15 protein-coding genes are annotated in these 15528 nt (G+C 61.7%); 10 read left to right on the forward strand and 5 right to left on the reverse strand.

The features are described 5' to 3' along the window. Positions 1 to 82: 82 nt before the first annotated feature. The 3 genes from P3T16_RS22450 (at position 83) to P3T16_RS22460 (ending at position 2695) form a co-directional block, all read left to right on the forward strand. On the forward strand, positions 83 to 409 hold the full coding sequence (locus P3T16_RS22450; RefSeq protein ID WP_429343910.1) for a carboxymuconolactone decarboxylase family protein: 327 nt from the start codon (positions 83 to 85) through the stop codon (positions 407 to 409). Between the two features lie 62 nt (positions 410 to 471). Further along, positions 472 to 1476, forward strand: a complete 1005-nt coding sequence (locus P3T16_RS22455; protein ID WP_429343911.1) for an aldo/keto reductase — start codon at positions 472 to 474, stop codon at positions 1474 to 1476. Then, the gene (locus P3T16_RS22460) at positions 1466 to 2695 is read left to right on the forward strand and encodes a multidrug effflux MFS transporter (protein ID WP_429343912.1); all 1230 of its coding nucleotides are present in this window, start codon (positions 1466 to 1468) and stop codon (positions 2693 to 2695) included. Before P3T16_RS22455 ends, P3T16_RS22460 begins: the two co-directional genes overlap by 11 nt. Positions 2696 to 2865: 170 nt before the next feature. Here P3T16_RS22460 and P3T16_RS22465 read toward each other — a convergent pair whose 3' ends face one another. Continuing rightward, a complete protein-coding gene (locus P3T16_RS22465) occupies positions 2866 to 3780 on the reverse strand; it encodes an ATP adenylyltransferase family protein (protein WP_429343913.1) in 915 nt (304 codons plus the stop codon). Between the two features lie 305 nt (positions 3781 to 4085). Between P3T16_RS22465 and P3T16_RS22470 the strand changes: the two genes are divergently transcribed. Next, positions 4086 to 6827 (forward strand): UPF0182 family protein, encoded by a 2742-nt coding sequence (locus P3T16_RS22470; RefSeq protein WP_429343914.1) that lies wholly within the window; start codon positions 4086 to 4088, stop codon positions 6825 to 6827. Between the two features lie 102 nt (positions 6828 to 6929). Here P3T16_RS22470 and P3T16_RS22475 read toward each other — a convergent pair whose 3' ends face one another. The 3 genes from P3T16_RS22475 to P3T16_RS22485 form a co-directional block, all read right to left on the reverse strand. Beyond that, complete coding sequence (locus tag P3T16_RS22475; protein ID WP_429343915.1) at positions 6930 to 7199, reverse strand: YbdD/YjiX family protein; 270 nt, start codon at positions 7197 to 7199, stop codon at positions 6930 to 6932. Between the two features lie 2 nt (positions 7200 to 7201). After that, positions 7202 to 9262 (reverse strand): carbon starvation CstA family protein, encoded by a 2061-nt coding sequence (locus P3T16_RS22480; RefSeq protein WP_429343916.1) that lies wholly within the window; start codon positions 9260 to 9262, stop codon positions 7202 to 7204. Positions 9263 to 9471: 209 nt separating this feature from the next. Beyond that, positions 9472 to 10056 carry a universal stress protein gene (locus tag P3T16_RS22485; RefSeq protein ID WP_429257324.1) on the reverse strand — a complete coding sequence of 195 codons (585 nt, stop codon included), beginning with the start codon at positions 10054 to 10056 and terminating at the stop codon, positions 9472 to 9474. 371 nt (positions 10057 to 10427) lie between these two features. Here P3T16_RS22485 and P3T16_RS22490 point away from each other — a divergent pair, with 371 nt between their 5' ends. The 4 genes from P3T16_RS22490 to P3T16_RS22505 all read left to right on the forward strand — a co-directional run bounded on the left by P3T16_RS22490 (position 10428) and on the right by P3T16_RS22505 (position 12669). Beyond that, complete coding sequence (locus P3T16_RS22490) at positions 10428 to 11063, forward strand: 2OG-Fe(II) oxygenase family protein (protein WP_429343917.1); 636 nt, start codon at positions 10428 to 10430, stop codon at positions 11061 to 11063. 306 nt (positions 11064 to 11369) lie between these two features. After that, complete coding sequence (locus tag P3T16_RS22495; RefSeq protein ID WP_429257322.1) at positions 11370 to 11654, forward strand: hypothetical protein; 285 nt, start codon at positions 11370 to 11372, stop codon at positions 11652 to 11654. 140 nt (positions 11655 to 11794) lie between these two features. Then, on the forward strand, positions 11795 to 11959 hold the full coding sequence (locus P3T16_RS22500; RefSeq protein WP_429257321.1) for an FmdB family zinc ribbon protein: 165 nt from the start codon (positions 11795 to 11797) through the stop codon (positions 11957 to 11959). 392 nt (positions 11960 to 12351) lie between these two features. Continuing rightward, the gene (locus P3T16_RS22505; RefSeq protein WP_429257320.1) at positions 12352 to 12669 is read left to right on the forward strand and encodes a hypothetical protein; all 318 of its coding nucleotides are present in this window, start codon (positions 12352 to 12354) and stop codon (positions 12667 to 12669) included. A 212-nt stretch (positions 12670 to 12881) separates the two neighbouring features. Here the strand turns inward: P3T16_RS22505 and P3T16_RS22510 are convergent, their stop codons facing one another. Further along, on the reverse strand, positions 12882 to 14027 hold the full coding sequence (locus P3T16_RS22510) for a DegT/DnrJ/EryC1/StrS family aminotransferase (RefSeq protein ID WP_429343918.1): 1146 nt from the start codon (positions 14025 to 14027) through the stop codon (positions 12882 to 12884). 348 nt (positions 14028 to 14375) lie between these two features. On the opposite strand from P3T16_RS22510, the gene P3T16_RS22515 reads away from it, so the two are divergent. Next, complete coding sequence (locus tag P3T16_RS22515; protein ID WP_429343919.1) at positions 14376 to 14651, forward strand: hypothetical protein; 276 nt, start codon at positions 14376 to 14378, stop codon at positions 14649 to 14651. 229 nt (positions 14652 to 14880) lie between these two features. Continuing rightward, positions 14881 to 15318, forward strand: coding sequence for a RidA family protein (locus P3T16_RS22520; protein WP_429343920.1), 438 nt, complete (start codon positions 14881 to 14883; stop codon positions 15316 to 15318). The last annotated feature ends 210 nt before the right edge of the window (positions 15319 to 15528 follow it).

Raw genomic sequence — 15528 nt, forward strand, 5'->3', positions numbered from 1 at the left:
TTGCGGCTGTAGATCGAACCCACATGGGCGCAAGACATTCGCGCGACGGGTCGCGCCGCAAACCTGAGCTGGAGATGACTTCATGGCTGATGAGCCCACCGCAGCACGCAAGGCGTTCGGCGACATCGCGCCGGCGCTCGCGGATTACACCGACAAGGTTCTGTTCGGCGACGTCTGGCAGCGACCGGGCCTGTCTCCACGTGATCGCAGCCTGATCACTGTCGCAAGCCTCGTCGCCCTTTACCGCACCAACGAACTTCCGTTTCACATCGGCAATGCGCTGGACAACGGCGTCACTCGCGACGAGTTGATCGAGTTGATCACTCACCTTGCTTTTTACGCGGGCTGGCCGACAGCAAACACGGCTGTTTCAATTGCCCGGCGCGTCTTCGACGACCGCGAGGCTTAACAGGCTGGCTCGACTTTTTCGGCATTTTCTGTCGCAGGCGCAGCCTGAATGGAGCATACAGAATGGACTATCGGTATCTGGGCCGCAGCGCCCTCAAGGTTTCGCCCTTGTGTCTGGGCGCGATGATGTTCGGCGGCGAGACTGACGAGGCAACCTCGAAGCGCATCATCGACAAGGCGTACGACCAGGGTATCAATTTCATCGACACGGCCGACGTGTATCACGCTGGTCGTTCGGAAGAAATCGTGGGCCGCGCGATTGCGGACCGGCGAGACAGCTGGGTCGTGGCTACGAAGTTCGGCTATCCGACGGCGCAGGGACCGAACGAACAGGGACAGTCGCGCAAGTGGATCATCCAGTCTGTCGAAGCGAGCCTGAAGCGTCTGCGCACCGACTACATCGACATCCTGTACTTCCACCGGGCGCTCACGGATGCACCGCTGGAAGAAGGCGTGCGAGCCATCGGCGATCTGGTTCGTCAGGGCAAGATCCGCTACTTCGGCGTGTCCAATTTCCATGGCTGGCGCATCGCCGAAATCGCGCGTCTGGCCGATCAGCTTGGTATCGACCGGCCGGTCGCGAGCGAACCGCTCTACAACATCGTCGACCGGACAGCGGAGATTGAGCAGTTGCCGGCGGCGGCGCACTACGGTCTTGGCGTGGTCTCGTATAGCCCGCTCGCGCGTGGCGTCCTGAGCGGCAAGTATGCCGTGGATGCGCCGCCACCGGCCGATTCGCGCGCAGGTCGCGGCGACAGGCGGATCCAGCAGACCGAGTGGCGCCCGGAATCGCTCCGGATCGCGCAGACGATCGCAGATCATGCAGCGAAGCGTGGGACGACTTCGATCGCCTTCGCGCTCGCATGGGTACTCAAAAACCGGCTGGTGAGCGCGACCATCGCGGGTCCGCGCACCGAAGCACAATGGGACCGCTATGTCGAAGCGCTGAACCTGTCGCTCGGCGCGGAGGATGAAGCGCTCGTCAACAGCCTCGTTTCGCCGGGACACGCGTCAACGCCGGGCTATACCGATCCCGGCTATCCGATTGAAGGCCGACGTGTCGCCTGAAAGGCAAGCCGCTGCCGGGCACAGCCTGCGGATCCTCGCGATCCTGAGCACCTTGATGGCCTTTGCGTCGATTTCGACGGACCTGTACCTGCCCGCTCTGCCCACCATGGCTGCGGCGCTACACGCCGACGCCGGCACCATCGAGTTCACGATCTCCGGGTATCTGATCGGCTTCAGCCTGGGTCAGCTTCTGTGGGGCCCAACAGGCGATCGACACGGCCGCCGCTTGCCGATCGCCATCGGGCTTGTCCTTTTCGTCATCGGTTCGGCCGGCTGCGCGTTGTCGACGAACGCCGCAATGCTGGTCGGCTGGCGCGCGCTGCAGGCCGTGGGCGCCTGCGCGAGCGTCGTGCTTGCCCGTGCGATGGTGCGCGATCTGTACACGGGCCACCGCGCGGCCCAGATGATGTCGACCCTGATGACGGTGATGGCCATCGCGCCGCTGTTGGGACCGAGCCTGGGCGGACTGATCCTCCATGTGGCATCGTGGCGCGCCATTTTCTGGACGCTGGTGGGCGTCGGGCTGGCGACGCTCGCGGCACTTTGCGCACTGCCTGAAACCTTGCCGCCGGAGCGGCGCAGCCGCGAACCGCTCTGGCGCGCGATGGCCGGCTACGCCGAACTGCTCCGGCATCGCCGGTTGCTCGGCTACGCGGGCGCTGGTGGTTTTTTCTATGGCGGCATCTATGCGTATATCGCTGGCACGCCGTTCGCCTACATCACCTTTCACCATGTATCGCCGCAGTTCTACGGCGTGCTTTTCGGTGTCGGCATCGTCGGCATCATGCTCGCGAACCAGATCAATTCGAGGCTTGTGATTCGGCTCGGCGGCGACAGGCTGATGCTGGCGGGCGCTCTCGGTGCGGCAGTCGCGGGCATCCTGCTTGCGCTCGATGCATGGACGGGCTGGGGCAAATTGATGGGCCTGGTGATACCGCTCTTTCTGTTTGTCTCCGCGGCAGGGTTTATTGTCGCCAACTCGATTGCCGGTGCGCTCGGCAGCTTCCCTGAACGGGCGGGCGCCGTGTCAGCGCTGGTCGGTGCGATCCAGTACGGCACCGGCATCACGGGCTCGGCGCTCGTCGGCATCTTCGCCGACGGCACGCCGTGGCCGATGGGTTGCATCATCGCGCTGATGGGCACCGGCAGCCTGCTTTGCGCATTGTTTCTCGTGCCGGCTGCCTCCGTCACACGCACCGAGGCAACCGCTGCGGGCTGAGTAAACCACGTGTCCCACTTGAGTCGGCCCGCCTTTGCAGAAACGCAAGCTATCACTGAAGTTGCACACCCGACGGGCAGTGACAGGACCGCTATCGCGCGGGCTTGAGACCGCTGCGCGCATAGCGGCCCGGGGGATGTTCTGTTGCCTTCTACGGCCGGATAGCGGACCTACACCGAAGCCGGCCTCGTGACTCGCTGCAACACTGTCATCGGGCCGAGCTTCCTGATCGTTCCCATCTGGATCTCGTCCCGAACAAAGAGAGATCCCGCAAACCCCAACGCATTGACCGCGACGCCCTCCGCGCGCTCCGCGGACCTCGGCACGAGCAGCATCCATCGGCTGGTGACAAGCAGGTTATACGGCGCCGACTGCTGCGGTTCACCGTTCACATCGATTGCGCGCAAACCAGCTGCATCGAGTAAGGCGAGGTAGCGGTCGAATGCACTGCGCGCCATCTCCAGCGGACGCGTTGCCAACAGCGGTTCCAACCGGGCAAATGCGTGCGCAAAAGCCAGGCCGGGTACCGTGCCAATGGGTCCGTCCATGCGTGCAGCCGCAAGAAGCGGCTCGATCGGTAGCTGCCGGTCTGCTTCGTCGAGCGGCAACGGTACGATCTGCAGATGCTTGTGGCGCTGACTCGCGCCGGCGGCCGGGCCGCCATTGTAGAAACCAAGCCCATCGAATTGAGCCATGCAGCTGAACAGCGCGCCAAAGTCCGCCGGATTGAGCAAGGCTTCCTGCAGCTCAAAGCGGCGCGTGACGATAAGGAGATGATGGTCGATCACGTTGAACTTGTTGAGCAGGACAATGTGGGTGTCCGAGATATCGGCGACAAAGAGGTCCGGGTCGTAGGGAAGGAAAGGATTAGCCGCGCAACTGTCTGCCGCCCTGGCCTTGCGCATTTGCTGGTCCTCGTCCTTGCGGGCGAGACTCGATACCTGGCGGATAAGGAAACGCACGCCGCCGTCTTCGATCGTCGTGCGGATCGTCGCGATCGGGCGCAGTGCGCCACCATTCAGCGCATGCGCCGTTTGGCGCAGGACAGCGGGCCACAAGGTTCCGGATTGGAGGGAGCCGTTCATTGCTTTGGCGCACAAGTGGATGCTGCTCTTTAGCCAGGCCCGTAAGCCCATAAGCCAGCGCCGGATGCCAGTCGATTCAGCGCGCTGCGGCTTCGTTGCGGCGCACAACGTTATTGCCCCGACACCGTGAAACGCGGGTTGTGCTTTCCTGCAGCGTCGCAGCTTTCTTTATACACTCCGCGGGGCGCCGGCGATGCTGGTCCTGACGGAAGCTGTGTGCGTTCCTCCACGCTCCTCGCCGATTAGCGGCGCACAATGGTCTCGTCGAAGCTGGCCCTGTGTGACGAACCAGCAAAGGAGGATCGATGCGGTCGCAAGTGAGGTCCCGCGTGCGCCTGAGACGCTATGCAATCATGGCGGTGATCGTCGTCGCCGGCCTGAGTGTTATCGGGCGCATCACTGGCGTCCTGGTCGACTGGCTGTGGTTCTCCTCGATCGGCTACGTCGACGTTTTCTGGACGGTCCTTTCCGCCAGGGCGCTGCTGTTTGTCGCGGTGTTCGCTGCCTCGGCGGGCACGATATGGGCGTCGGGGTTCCTGGCACATCGTTACGCAAGGAGCCTCAGCACCTGGCAAGTGCAAGCAGCCCGTTCTTCAGGTCCGACGGAGGTCGTAAGCGCCCTGCCCGACCAGATCGCGGCGCGCATTCCCTGGCGCACCGCCATCGCCGGCGTCGCGGTCCTCCTGGGGCTGCTCATCGCCGTCGGCGAAATCTCGAACTGGGACATGGCGCTTCGCTTCCTTCATCAGGTGCCCTTCGGCGAGCGCGATCCGGTCTTCGGCCAAGACATCGGCTTCTATCTCTTCTCCCTGCCCGCCTGGATCGCGCTCAAGAACTGGCTGCTGCAACTGCTGTTCTGCAGCGCGATCGTGGCGGGTGTGGTCTACGCGGTGCGCGGCGACATCGTGCTCGAGCAGCCGCCGCGGGGGCTCTCGCCCGCCGCCGCCGCTCATGGCTCGGCACTGCTCGGCTTGCTCTTTCTGCTGAAGGGCTGGTCCTGGTGGCTCGACCGCTTTCTGCTGCTCTACGGCGACAACGGCGTCGTGGTCGGCGCCGGCTATACCGATGTCCACGTCCAGCTGCCGGTCCTGTGGATGCTCGTTGGCGTTGCCGCTGCTTCAGCCGTCGTCTTGTGGGCCAATTTGCGCCGGCGGGGCTATCGACTTCCTGCCGCCCTCGCGATCCTGGTGTTCGGCAGTTCGTTTGTGTTCGGCCTGATCTATCCGGCGCTGTTCCAGCGCTTCTATGTCAAGCCAAGCGAGCTGCAGCTGGAGGCGCCCTACATCGGGCACAATATCGCGCTGACCCGACAGGCCTACGGCCTCGCGAAGATCGAGGTCAAACCGTTTGCCGCCGGACAAGGCCTGAATCTCGCCTCGCTGCAGGCGAATCGCGCGACCATCGACAACATCCGCCTGTGGGATGTCCAGCCGTTGATGGATACCTACGCGCAGTTGCAGGAGATCAGGACCTACTACAAATTCCTCTCTGTGGACATCGACCGCTACCGGCTTGACGCCGGTTACAGGCAGGTGATGCTGTCGGCGCGCGAACTGGAGCCGGCGATGCTTTCGCCCAACGCCCAGACCTGGGTGAACCTGCATCTCCTGTTCACCCACGGCAACGGCGTCGTGATGTCGCCGGTCACCGAGAAATCCACCGAAGGCTTACCTTCCCTCTATCTGCAGGATATTCCGCCCGTCACCCGCGGCGGCCCGGCCATCCGCGAACCGCGCCTCTATTTCGGCGAAAGCGGTCAGGGCTACGTCATCGTGAAGGGCAGCGTGCCCGATTTCGACTACCCCAAGGGCAAGGATAACGTCTACTCCACGTACAGCGGACGCGACGGCGTCGCCATCGGCAGCACGGTGCAACGTAGTCTCTTCGCCTGGCAGTTCGACGATCCCAACATCCTGCTGACCGGCTACATCACGGACGAGAGCCGGATCCTGCTCCACCGCAATATTCAGGACCGGGTGCACACGATCGCCCCGTTCCTTAGCCTCGACCATGATCCATATATCGTCGCGAGCAACGGGCGCCTTTTCTGGATGCAGGATGCCTATACCACCAGCCAATGGTTCCCTTACGCCCAACCCGCTATCGGCGACGGCGCCAATTACATCCGCAACGCGGTCAAGGTGGTGGTCGATGCGTACAACGGCACGGTCGACTTTTACGTCAGCGATCCTGACGATCCGATCCTGCGGACCTACCAGCGCATCTTCCCGGGGCTGTTCAAGCCGTTGGAAGCGATGCCACAAGACCTGCAGCAGCATATCCGCTACCCTGAAGATCTGTTCCTGATCCAGGCGCAACTCTACCGCGCCTATCACATGGATGCGCCGGAAGTCTTCTACAACCGCGAGGATCTCTGGCAGTTTCCGCGGGAACTGGCCGGCATCGATAGTGGAAATTCACCCACGCCGATGACGCCTTACTACATGATCATGCGGCTGCCTGGGGAGCCTCGCGCCGAGTTCGTCCTCATGCTGCCGATGGTGCCTAGCCAGCGCGAAAACATGATCGCCTGGCTGGCGGCGCGCTGCGATCCACCCGGGTACGGCAAGCTTGTCGTCTACACCTTCCCTAAGGACAAGCTGGTCTATGGACCGTTCCAGATCGAGGCGCGCATCCAGCAGAATACTGAGATCTCGCAGCAGATCTCGCTGTGGAACCAGATGGGCTCGCGCGTCATCCGTGGCCATCTTGTGGTCGTGCCGATCGAGGACTCGATCCTCTACGTCTCCCCGCTCTACCTGCGCGCGGCGTCCGGTCAGCTGCCTGAACTGAAGCGGGTGATCGCCGCCTACGGCGACCGTGTGGTCATGGAGGAAACCCTGGGCGAAGCCCTGGCGGCGCTCTTCAAGGAGAACGCCCCAGTGGCATCGCCGGTCCGCGGCACGGCGGACGCGCGCGCCCGTGAGGCACTTGCCCACTACAACCGTGCCATTGAGCGGCTGAAGGCGGGCGACTGGACCGGTTTCGGCTCGGAACTCGATGCACTCCGGCCGCTGCTCGAGGCACTCGGTGCGGGTCGTCCTTAAAGAGCCACCCGCCCCGCGGTCGCGCTTTTCCGCCGAACCGGTCGCGCCCTCCCTCGCGCCACCTCGTTCGGGGCATGAAGTGGTGTCATCCTCGCAGCCAGGTTAACAACACCTCGGCCCATTGCCACAGTATTTCCGGTCGATGGACCGAATGAAGAACTCGCGTCGCGATAGCACCGGATCGCACGGGTGATGCGAGGCCATGTGCCAGATATAGCGTTCATAGTCCGGGATGCCGAACATCTGCGCGCAGACCCCACGCATGGTGCGCGCAAGTTCCGATAGCCGTGTCCCCAGCGCGTTGCCGCCGGGCTCGGCGTTCGTGGCGCGAACCGGCACCGCCGCGAGTTTCCCATTGAAGATCGTTTTCATGATCAGGTCCCCTGAGCGCGCGCAACTGCAGGCGTCTCGTTGACGGTGGGCTGCGCCTGCCGCAGCGCCTGCAAGCAGATCCTGACTGCGAAGACGCACATCGCCAGCACCAGCACGACAAAGAAGCCGCAGACAACCGCATCCAGATAGTTGTTGAAGGCCACCCGCTGCATTTCCGCAAGCGATCTGGCGGGAGCGAGTACGGTCCCCTGCGCGGCGGCGTCACTGAACCTGTTCGCCAGCGCAAGGAAGCCGATGCGCGGATCGCTGTGGAATATCTTCTGGATGCCAGCAGTGAGCGTGGTAATCAGGAGCCACGCTGTCGGCACCAACGTCACCCAGATGTAGCGCTCCCGTTTCATCTTCACCAGCACGCTGGTGCAGAGCAGCAGCGCGATGCCAGCGAGCATCTGGTTGCCCACGCCGAAAAGCTGCCAGAGGGTGTTGATGCCACCGAGCGGGTCGACCACGCCCTGATAGAGAAAGTAGCCCCAGGCAGCGACGCAGAGGCCGGTGCCCAGCAGGTTCGCGGGCAGGAACTGTGTGTTGCCGAGCGGCCGGTAGACATGGCCTAGCATGTCCTGGATCATGAAGCGGCCGACCCGCGTGCCGGCGTCTACGGCCGTCAGGATAAACAGCGCCTCGAACAGGATGGCGAAGTGATACCAGAAGGCCTCCATGGCCTGGCCGCCGAGAGCCTGGCCGAGAATCTGCGCCATGCCGACGGCGAGCGTCGGGGCGCCGCCGGCGCGCGACAGGATGCTGGTTTCGCCGATGTTCACGGCCGTCTGGCTGATCATATCCGGCGTGATGGTGAATCCCCAGCCGGACACGACTTGCGCCGCCTGTACGGCGGTGGTGCCGATGACCGCCGCCGGCGCGTTCATGGCGAAGTAGATGCCCGGATGCAGGACGCAGGCTGCCGTCAGCGCCATGACCGCGACGAACGATTCGGCAAGCATGCCGCCGAAGCCGATCAGACGCATATGCGACTCGCGCTCGATCATCTTCGGCGTGGTACCGGAAGAAATCAGCGCATGAAAACCTGACACCGCACCGCAGGCGATTGTGATGAACAGAAACGGGAACAGTGTGCCGGAGAAGACCGGCCCGGTACCGTCGATAAAGCGTGTGGTCTGTGGCATCGAAAGGGTTGGTGCGACGACGTAAATGCCGACTGCGAGAGCCACGATCGTGCCGATTTTCAGGAACGTACTCAGGTAGTCGCGCGGCGCGAGCATCAGCCACACCGGCAGGCTGGAGGCGATGGCGCCGTACAGAATGAGGGCCCAGGCCAGTTGCGGACCGGTCAGGGTAAAGGCCGGTCCCCAGGTGGGATCGTTGGCTATCGCCTTCCCGAGTACGATCGAAACGAGTAAAAGCACGACACCGAACAGGGAGGCTTCGCCGACGCGCCCCGGACGGATGAAGCGCATGTAGACGCCCATCAGCAGCGCGATCGGTATCGTCGCCGCGATGGTGAACAGGCCCCACGGGCTGGCCGTGAGCGCCTTGACCACCACCAGGCTCAGGACCGCAAGAATGATGATCATGATTGCGAGCACGCCGACGAGCGCCAGCGAACCCGGAACCGGGCCCAGTTCCATCTTGATCATTTCGCCAAGGGATTTGCCGTCCCGACGCACCGACGCGAAAAGCACGATGAAATCCTGCACCGCACCGGCCACCACAACACCTGCGAGTATCCACAGCGTGCCGGGCAGGTAGCCCATCTGCGCTGCCAGCACCGGACCGACCAGCGGACCCGCGCCGGCGATGGCGGCGAAATGATGGCCGAACAGCACCCACCTGTTGGTCGGCACATAGTCCATGCCGTCGTCGTGGCGCTCGGCCGGGGTCTGGCGTGTGTCGTCGAGTCGCAAGACGCGCTCGGCAATGAACTTGCTGTAGAAGCGGTAAGCGATGAAATAAACGATGAGAGCCGCAGTCACGAGCCACACGGCATTGACACTCTCACCGCGTCCGAGTGCGAGCCTGGCGAAGGCGAGAGCGCCGGCAGCGGCCAGCACGCCCCACAGGAGAATGGACACAAGCTTGTTCATGGCCCCTCCGCGCTCGAGAACAACGTGCGCAGAAATCATCCTGCGCAACGTCAGTACCGGCAGTTCGCCACCATTGCACCGCCTGGCAGCGGGCCACTTCCTGGCGGGCCGGGTACCAACGAAAAACAGGCTACACCCACCCCCGAGGCATCACAAGGCGCAGTTCCCAGCTGTACTTCCTCGCGGGTTTCGTCGCAGGCGCCGGGTGGTCATCGTTCGGACGACCCGCGCGAGACGCGCGCCGGTCGGAGAGCCGGCGCCGCGCGGGCGACGATGAACGTTTGCGTCGGCGAATGCTTCGACGTACTCGAAAATTCGCCCGATTCCGCGTGACGCCCCGTGCCCGTCTGTGCCGATTGCCTGACGACGAGGACCGGAATCTGGCTGTGCGTGAGCACTTTCTGGGTCTCGCTGCCGATCAGCAGCGCGCGTACGCCGCCCCGGCCGTGGGATGCCATGACAATGAGATCACAGCCTCGCTGTTTCGCAGTTCCAATGATCGCCTCGTAGGGGTGAGCGCGGACCGTGGCGACCATATCACATTCGACACCTGCCTGCCGGGCCGCTTTCGCGATGACCTGGAGATAGTAGTCCGCATGCTGCTGGGCGGCCCGCGTGTATTGCTCTTCGGTGTCGGCGAGCATTTCGGTTCCGTATGCGAAGACATGGTATTCGGGCATGACGTGAAGCCCCGTCACTCTGGCTTTGCTTTCCCGGGCGAGCGCCACGGCCATCTGGATGGCTGCCTCGGAGAGTACCGACCCGTCGGTCGGCACCAACAGATGCTTGAACATATGTGTCTCCCCACGACCATGCCCATTCGCCTTGACCTCGTGTTCGGGCAGCCGCTTGAGTCAGACAGTACTGAAACAAGGCGAACTCTTACACATAAATTACAGTATAGACATTCAGACAGAAGGAGTGCGCCTGCGCCCGCCAGCCGTCCGCCACCCACGATCAGGCACGCCTGACGAATCGGCCGCTTGCCGAACCGGGAGGCGCATCTGTCGCTGGAATTGCGGGCGTGCTCCGCCACAAGTACGGACGGGCCTGGAACGCGCGTCGCGTCGCGTGCCGCACGCAGTGTCCAGACGCCGTCCGCATGCTGCCTTCGCGGCTATAGTACAGATGTGTGTTCCTCTGTCAGCGCAGCGCGCAAACGGCCATGCAGCCCCCAACTCCGGACGTCGTACGTCTGTTCCCAACCTTCGTGTGGCAGAGCCGCCTCGAACCGGTGTGCTACGAACCACTTAACCGGGATCTGCTGGCGTATGTCGAAACCTTGATGCGCGCTGGTCGCGGAACTCGCACAGGCGCGACCTGGCAATCCGGACACAAACAGCATCAGACGCCCGATTTTTCTGAGCTGGTCACCTGCATCAACGCAGCCGCGGCCGACGTGCTCGCGTTTCTGAAGGTACCCGAGGCCCCGTTCTGCATCACGGGTTGCTGGGTCAACGTGCTGGGCCCGGGTGCGGCACACGCCACGCACAGCCATCCCAACAATTTCCTGAGCGGCGTCTACTATCTGCAAACGCAGGCAGGCGCAGACACGATCAATTTCCACGATCCGCGACCTCAGAGTGCGATCATTCGTCCGCCGGTCACCGAATTGACGGCGTACAACACCGACCAGGTGGTGGTGGCGGTCAATGACGGCACCCTGCTCGTGTTTCCCGCCTGGCTGCCCCATTCGGTGTCAGCGAACACGAGCGCCCGCCCACGCATCAGTGTGAGTTTCAACATCATGTTCACCGCCTACGACACGACCATGAGCCCGCCGCTATGGGGCCAGGATTAGGTGCCAGCCGGGCCGTGCTGAAAAGCGCCGACAGTTACGCATTCTCAAACAGAAGCCTTTCGACCTGATCGAACGGGGCCACGACCGTCCACGTCGGCAGCGCCGCAGGCGACGTCGGCATAGTCCAGGCGTACCATGGCAATATGCAGCACGCCGCCGTCGGGGCTGCCCCGCATTGAGGCGCCTGGCGTTATCGCCAGTCCACCGTTTCCACGATCCCCGGCGTCGTGCGCTCGGCAATCTCACGCAGCCTGTTCGTGTCGATGTTCATGCTGCGAGTCTTCCTGAATGATGATGGAGATTGACATGGCCCACGCTGAGAACACGTACAACGGATTTAAGTACCTGGTTCGAACGCTCGCGAAACAGGGCGTCGGGGACGGGCACTTGCAGATATTCGGATTCAACGGTTTCGTGCTTATACCGCGCGAATTTGATACAGAGCAACCCATGCAAATCCCCGTCCAATGCCTCGAGGAGGAGGGATATCGTCAGGAAGACTGGGCTCTGAATGCAGCGATTGCGGAAGCGAAGGCGATCATCGACGGCAAGCGTCCGCCGAAAGAGCTGAAAACATTCCGCCAGGGCTAGCGCAGGCGACCCATGTCGCCTGCTTGATGAGTGCCGGGCGAGCGCAGACGCCTGCAATTCCTGCACTAGAATAAATACAGTGCCGGGCGTCGAGGGCGTATCTGGCGAGCACGTGCGGGATTTGCTTTGGAGGAGTTGTCATGCCGACTTACCAGTACCGTTGTGAAGTCTGCGGCGAGTTGTTCGAACACGCCGAACATCTCGCTGAACATCAAACCGCACATCCGCGTTGTCCGAAGTGCGGGAGCGAGAAGGTTCAGCACACACCCACGCAATTTGTCGCAAAGACGTCGAGAAAAAGCTGAGATCTGCGACATCAGTTCGATTTTTCGTTTCGGGCGATCACCGGGGACGAGGTCGGCTCGTGCGTCCGGGTCGTCGCGACCCGTCATGGCTCCGGGAACACGCATGCACAGCGTCTGGAGTAGTCGTAGCTGCTGGCCCCATCGGTAAACCTGAGCACCAGGCCTTCGTCGAGTCCTGTCCGGTTGCAGCCGGAGACAACCAGCCTGCAGCTTTGGCGCGGACCCGATCGCAAACCGCTTTAACCGTTTTTTCGTAGTTCCTGCCGTCCTTCATGACCCGGCGCAATTTGCACCGGCATCGTGCCGTTATATAGGCCGATGCATAGACCGATAGTTGAGGCTCTTCGACCAAACGCGCTACACTCAAAACGAGAAATTCCCGGAGCACCGCCATGGTCGACGCTACCCCTCAAAGCACCTTTCGTGGTCTTCCCTTGACTCCGGAGCAGGACGCAGAAATCAGGCACTACATAAAGAAGAAAAAGCAGCATGGCGCGCCGTGGGACACCCCGGAGCTGGAGGCCATGCTTAGAGACATGCTGGAGCCGCCAGGTGACGACGTCGATGAATCCGATGCCACCGCGGACGAAACGAAGGCCGCCACAGAGCGCGCGACAGCCTCAATCGACGAGACTATGGAGCCTATTGAGGCCAGCGAAGAGCGGAATGCCGCGATGGAAACGGAGAGTATGAAAGGGCCCAGGCGTTGAATCCCCGTCGACGCTCGCGATTGATCTCGAATACACCCAACGTCCGTATCGTGATGACCCTGTCTGGAACAGATCGATTGCGGCTCCGCTAACCAGTTCCGCAGTCGGTGTCCTCACGGACGAGACTTTGTCTGGTCGGTCACAATTTTTCGGTTAGATGGAAACGCAGTGGCTTTCCATCTAACGAATGCCAATCGCGAAAGTTCCTGTTTTCATAAAGTCGCCATATTCAAAAGGTGAGATTGTCGTGGAGGGCACCTCTCTGACCGATGCAAGCTGGGAGGGCCAGAATCGCGCGCGACGATACGGGCAATCATATCCACATCCGCGGTCTCAAGCCCGAAATAGAGCGGCAGCGCGAGAACCCGGCGTGCGATGTCTTCGCTGACAGGCGTGTATTGTGCGCCGACGTAGCGCAGCGACGATAGCGACGGATAGAAGTAGCGTCGCGGGAAAACGTCCTCCCGGTGCAAGGCTTCGAGCACCCGCTTCAGCGCTGTCTCGCTCTGGAAAATGAGCGGGTAATAGGCGTGGTTGCGGGTGCAGGGTACGCAGATCAGCGGCCGGCGCACATATGCGCCGTCGAGCATTTCATCGTACCGGTCGGAAAGCGCCTTGCGGTTCGCCAGAATTTCTTCGATATGCTGCAGGTTCGCAATACCCATCGCGGCATGGAATTCCGAATTCTTCGCATTGGTGCCGACGCAAACGAACTCATCGCCGACCTGGCCAAAGCTGCGTATCGCCATCAGCGTCTCGTGCACGCGCGGATTGCGAGCGATAACGGCTCCGCCTTCGACGGTGTGAAACAGTTTGGTCGAGTGAAAACTTGTCGCAGTGATGTCACCCCAGGAGAAGATCGATTCGCCGTTGATTGATGTGCCGAATGCATGCGCGGCGTCGTAGATTACCTTGAGGTCATATTCACGCGCGATGTCCTCGATCGCGTACACATCGCAGGGGTTGCCGAAGACATGTGTCGCGAGAATGGCGCTGGTGTTCCGCGTAATAGCGCGGCGAATCTGCTCGGGATCGATATTGAGCGTGTCTGGATCAATGTCAGCCATTACCGGGCGGCAGCGTTCCCACACGATGCTCGATGTCGTCGCCACAAAGCTGAACGGCGTGGTGATGATTTCGCCGGACAGATTCAATGCGCGAATCGCCAGTTGCAGTGCAGTCGTGCCGTTCGATACGTAGCAGAGGCTGCCCACCTTGAGATAGTCCTTGAGTTTCGTTTCCAGCAGGTTGACGAAAGGTCCGTTGTTTGTCAGCCATCCCCGAGTGAAAATGTCTTCGACTAATTCAACATACTCATCGATGGCGGGAAGGAAAGGCTTTGTGACATTGATGCGCATCCGTCTTTCTCCTCGCATTTCTCAGGTATCCGAATGGATGGTGAATTACGAATTCCGCGTAATGACCACTTTCCCGGATAGATGATTGTCGATCCCGGCCGGTCATGCCGCGCGTTTTGCAACACGCTGCCAGCAATCGGGCAACATCAATCTAGTCGGCACTCGACATCAGTAATGTACGGTTCCCAACTTAGAAGCAGTCTGCAACGCTTCAGCCGCGCGCAGGCATTCCGCGCCGGTTATGTCTTCGTGCCCGCGACGCAGTTGCAGCACCGATGTTTGTGCCTCCGGCTGCGTCCCTGGATGCAGCCGTTACTTCCAGGGACGCTTCGCTCTAGCGGTGACGACGTGTTTCTGGTCGTGAAGCGCGCGGTGGCGAATTTCGGCGCAAATCAGCCTGCAGGCCGGCGATGGAAACGTTTACGCGCTCGCCGGCAATCACCGCGCGCTGCGCGCAACCGGCACCGCTTCGATTGCGGTGAATACGACCGGCGCGTGTACTGGAACACTGACGACCACGCCTATGAGCAATCCCGCAAGCTCATCTGCAACACGCCTCCTGCTCGCGCGATCTCCGGTGTGTTGCATCCACCGGTTGAATCCGCATTCAAAAGCCGCCATTGACCTGAATGTCTCGCAGTCGCGGCTCAACGAGCTGAAACGTCCCCTTCGCCAGGGCATCACGAACCGCAGCGCAGTCCGGTGCGATCGAAAACCTGCCCACCAGTCGCCAATCTCCATTGCTGGCCTGCAACCCGAAGCAGTCTCTCGACTGTCTCCATAGCGGCTAATCGACGCCCGCATCTTAGGTAATGCATAATTCCCACGGACAACTGGCCACAGGAGTTCGGTAATGGTAAATGCAGTGAACCCGCCCGATGTCTGGTCGCCGTTCGGCGCATTCTCGATGGCCGTCATCCAGGGCGATGGTCAGGTCGTTCACCTGAAGGGGCAGGTGTCACTCGATCGGCACGGGCAAGTCGTCGGGCAAAACGACATGAGGGCGCAGGTGCGCAAGGTTCTGGAGAATGTTCGTGACGTTCTGGCACCGATGGGTGGGCAAATGGCGGATGTGATTTCGGTGGTTCACTATGCAACGGACATTGAGGCCTTCATGACCACTGGAGACATCCGACAAGAATTTTTTGCCGAGCCATATCCAGTCACAACGACCGTCCAGGTCGAACGTCTATACCGACCTGAACTGATGATCGAGATCGCGGCGATCGCTGAAATTCCTCGCTCGCGGTTTCGCCACCCCGAGCGGGGCGACCAGGCGCTACGTAAATGACCTCCTTGGGCGACCGGTCCTGGCCGGTTCATGCCTGACGTGGCCAACGCTGTACGACCCTAAACCGTCATCCGCGTAAGCCTTAGGTGCGCGTCTGCGTGGACTTTCTCAAACAGGAATCTATGGTCACCCCCGTTTTTGCAACGCTGACTTTTGACTTTGCGGTTGGCTTGCCTAAATCTATCCGGCGTCGTTTTGGAGATATCTCTC

This window comes from Paraburkholderia sp. GAS42 (assembly GCF_050436565.1).
GTDB lineage: Bacteria > Pseudomonadota > Gammaproteobacteria > Burkholderiales > Burkholderiaceae > Paraburkholderia.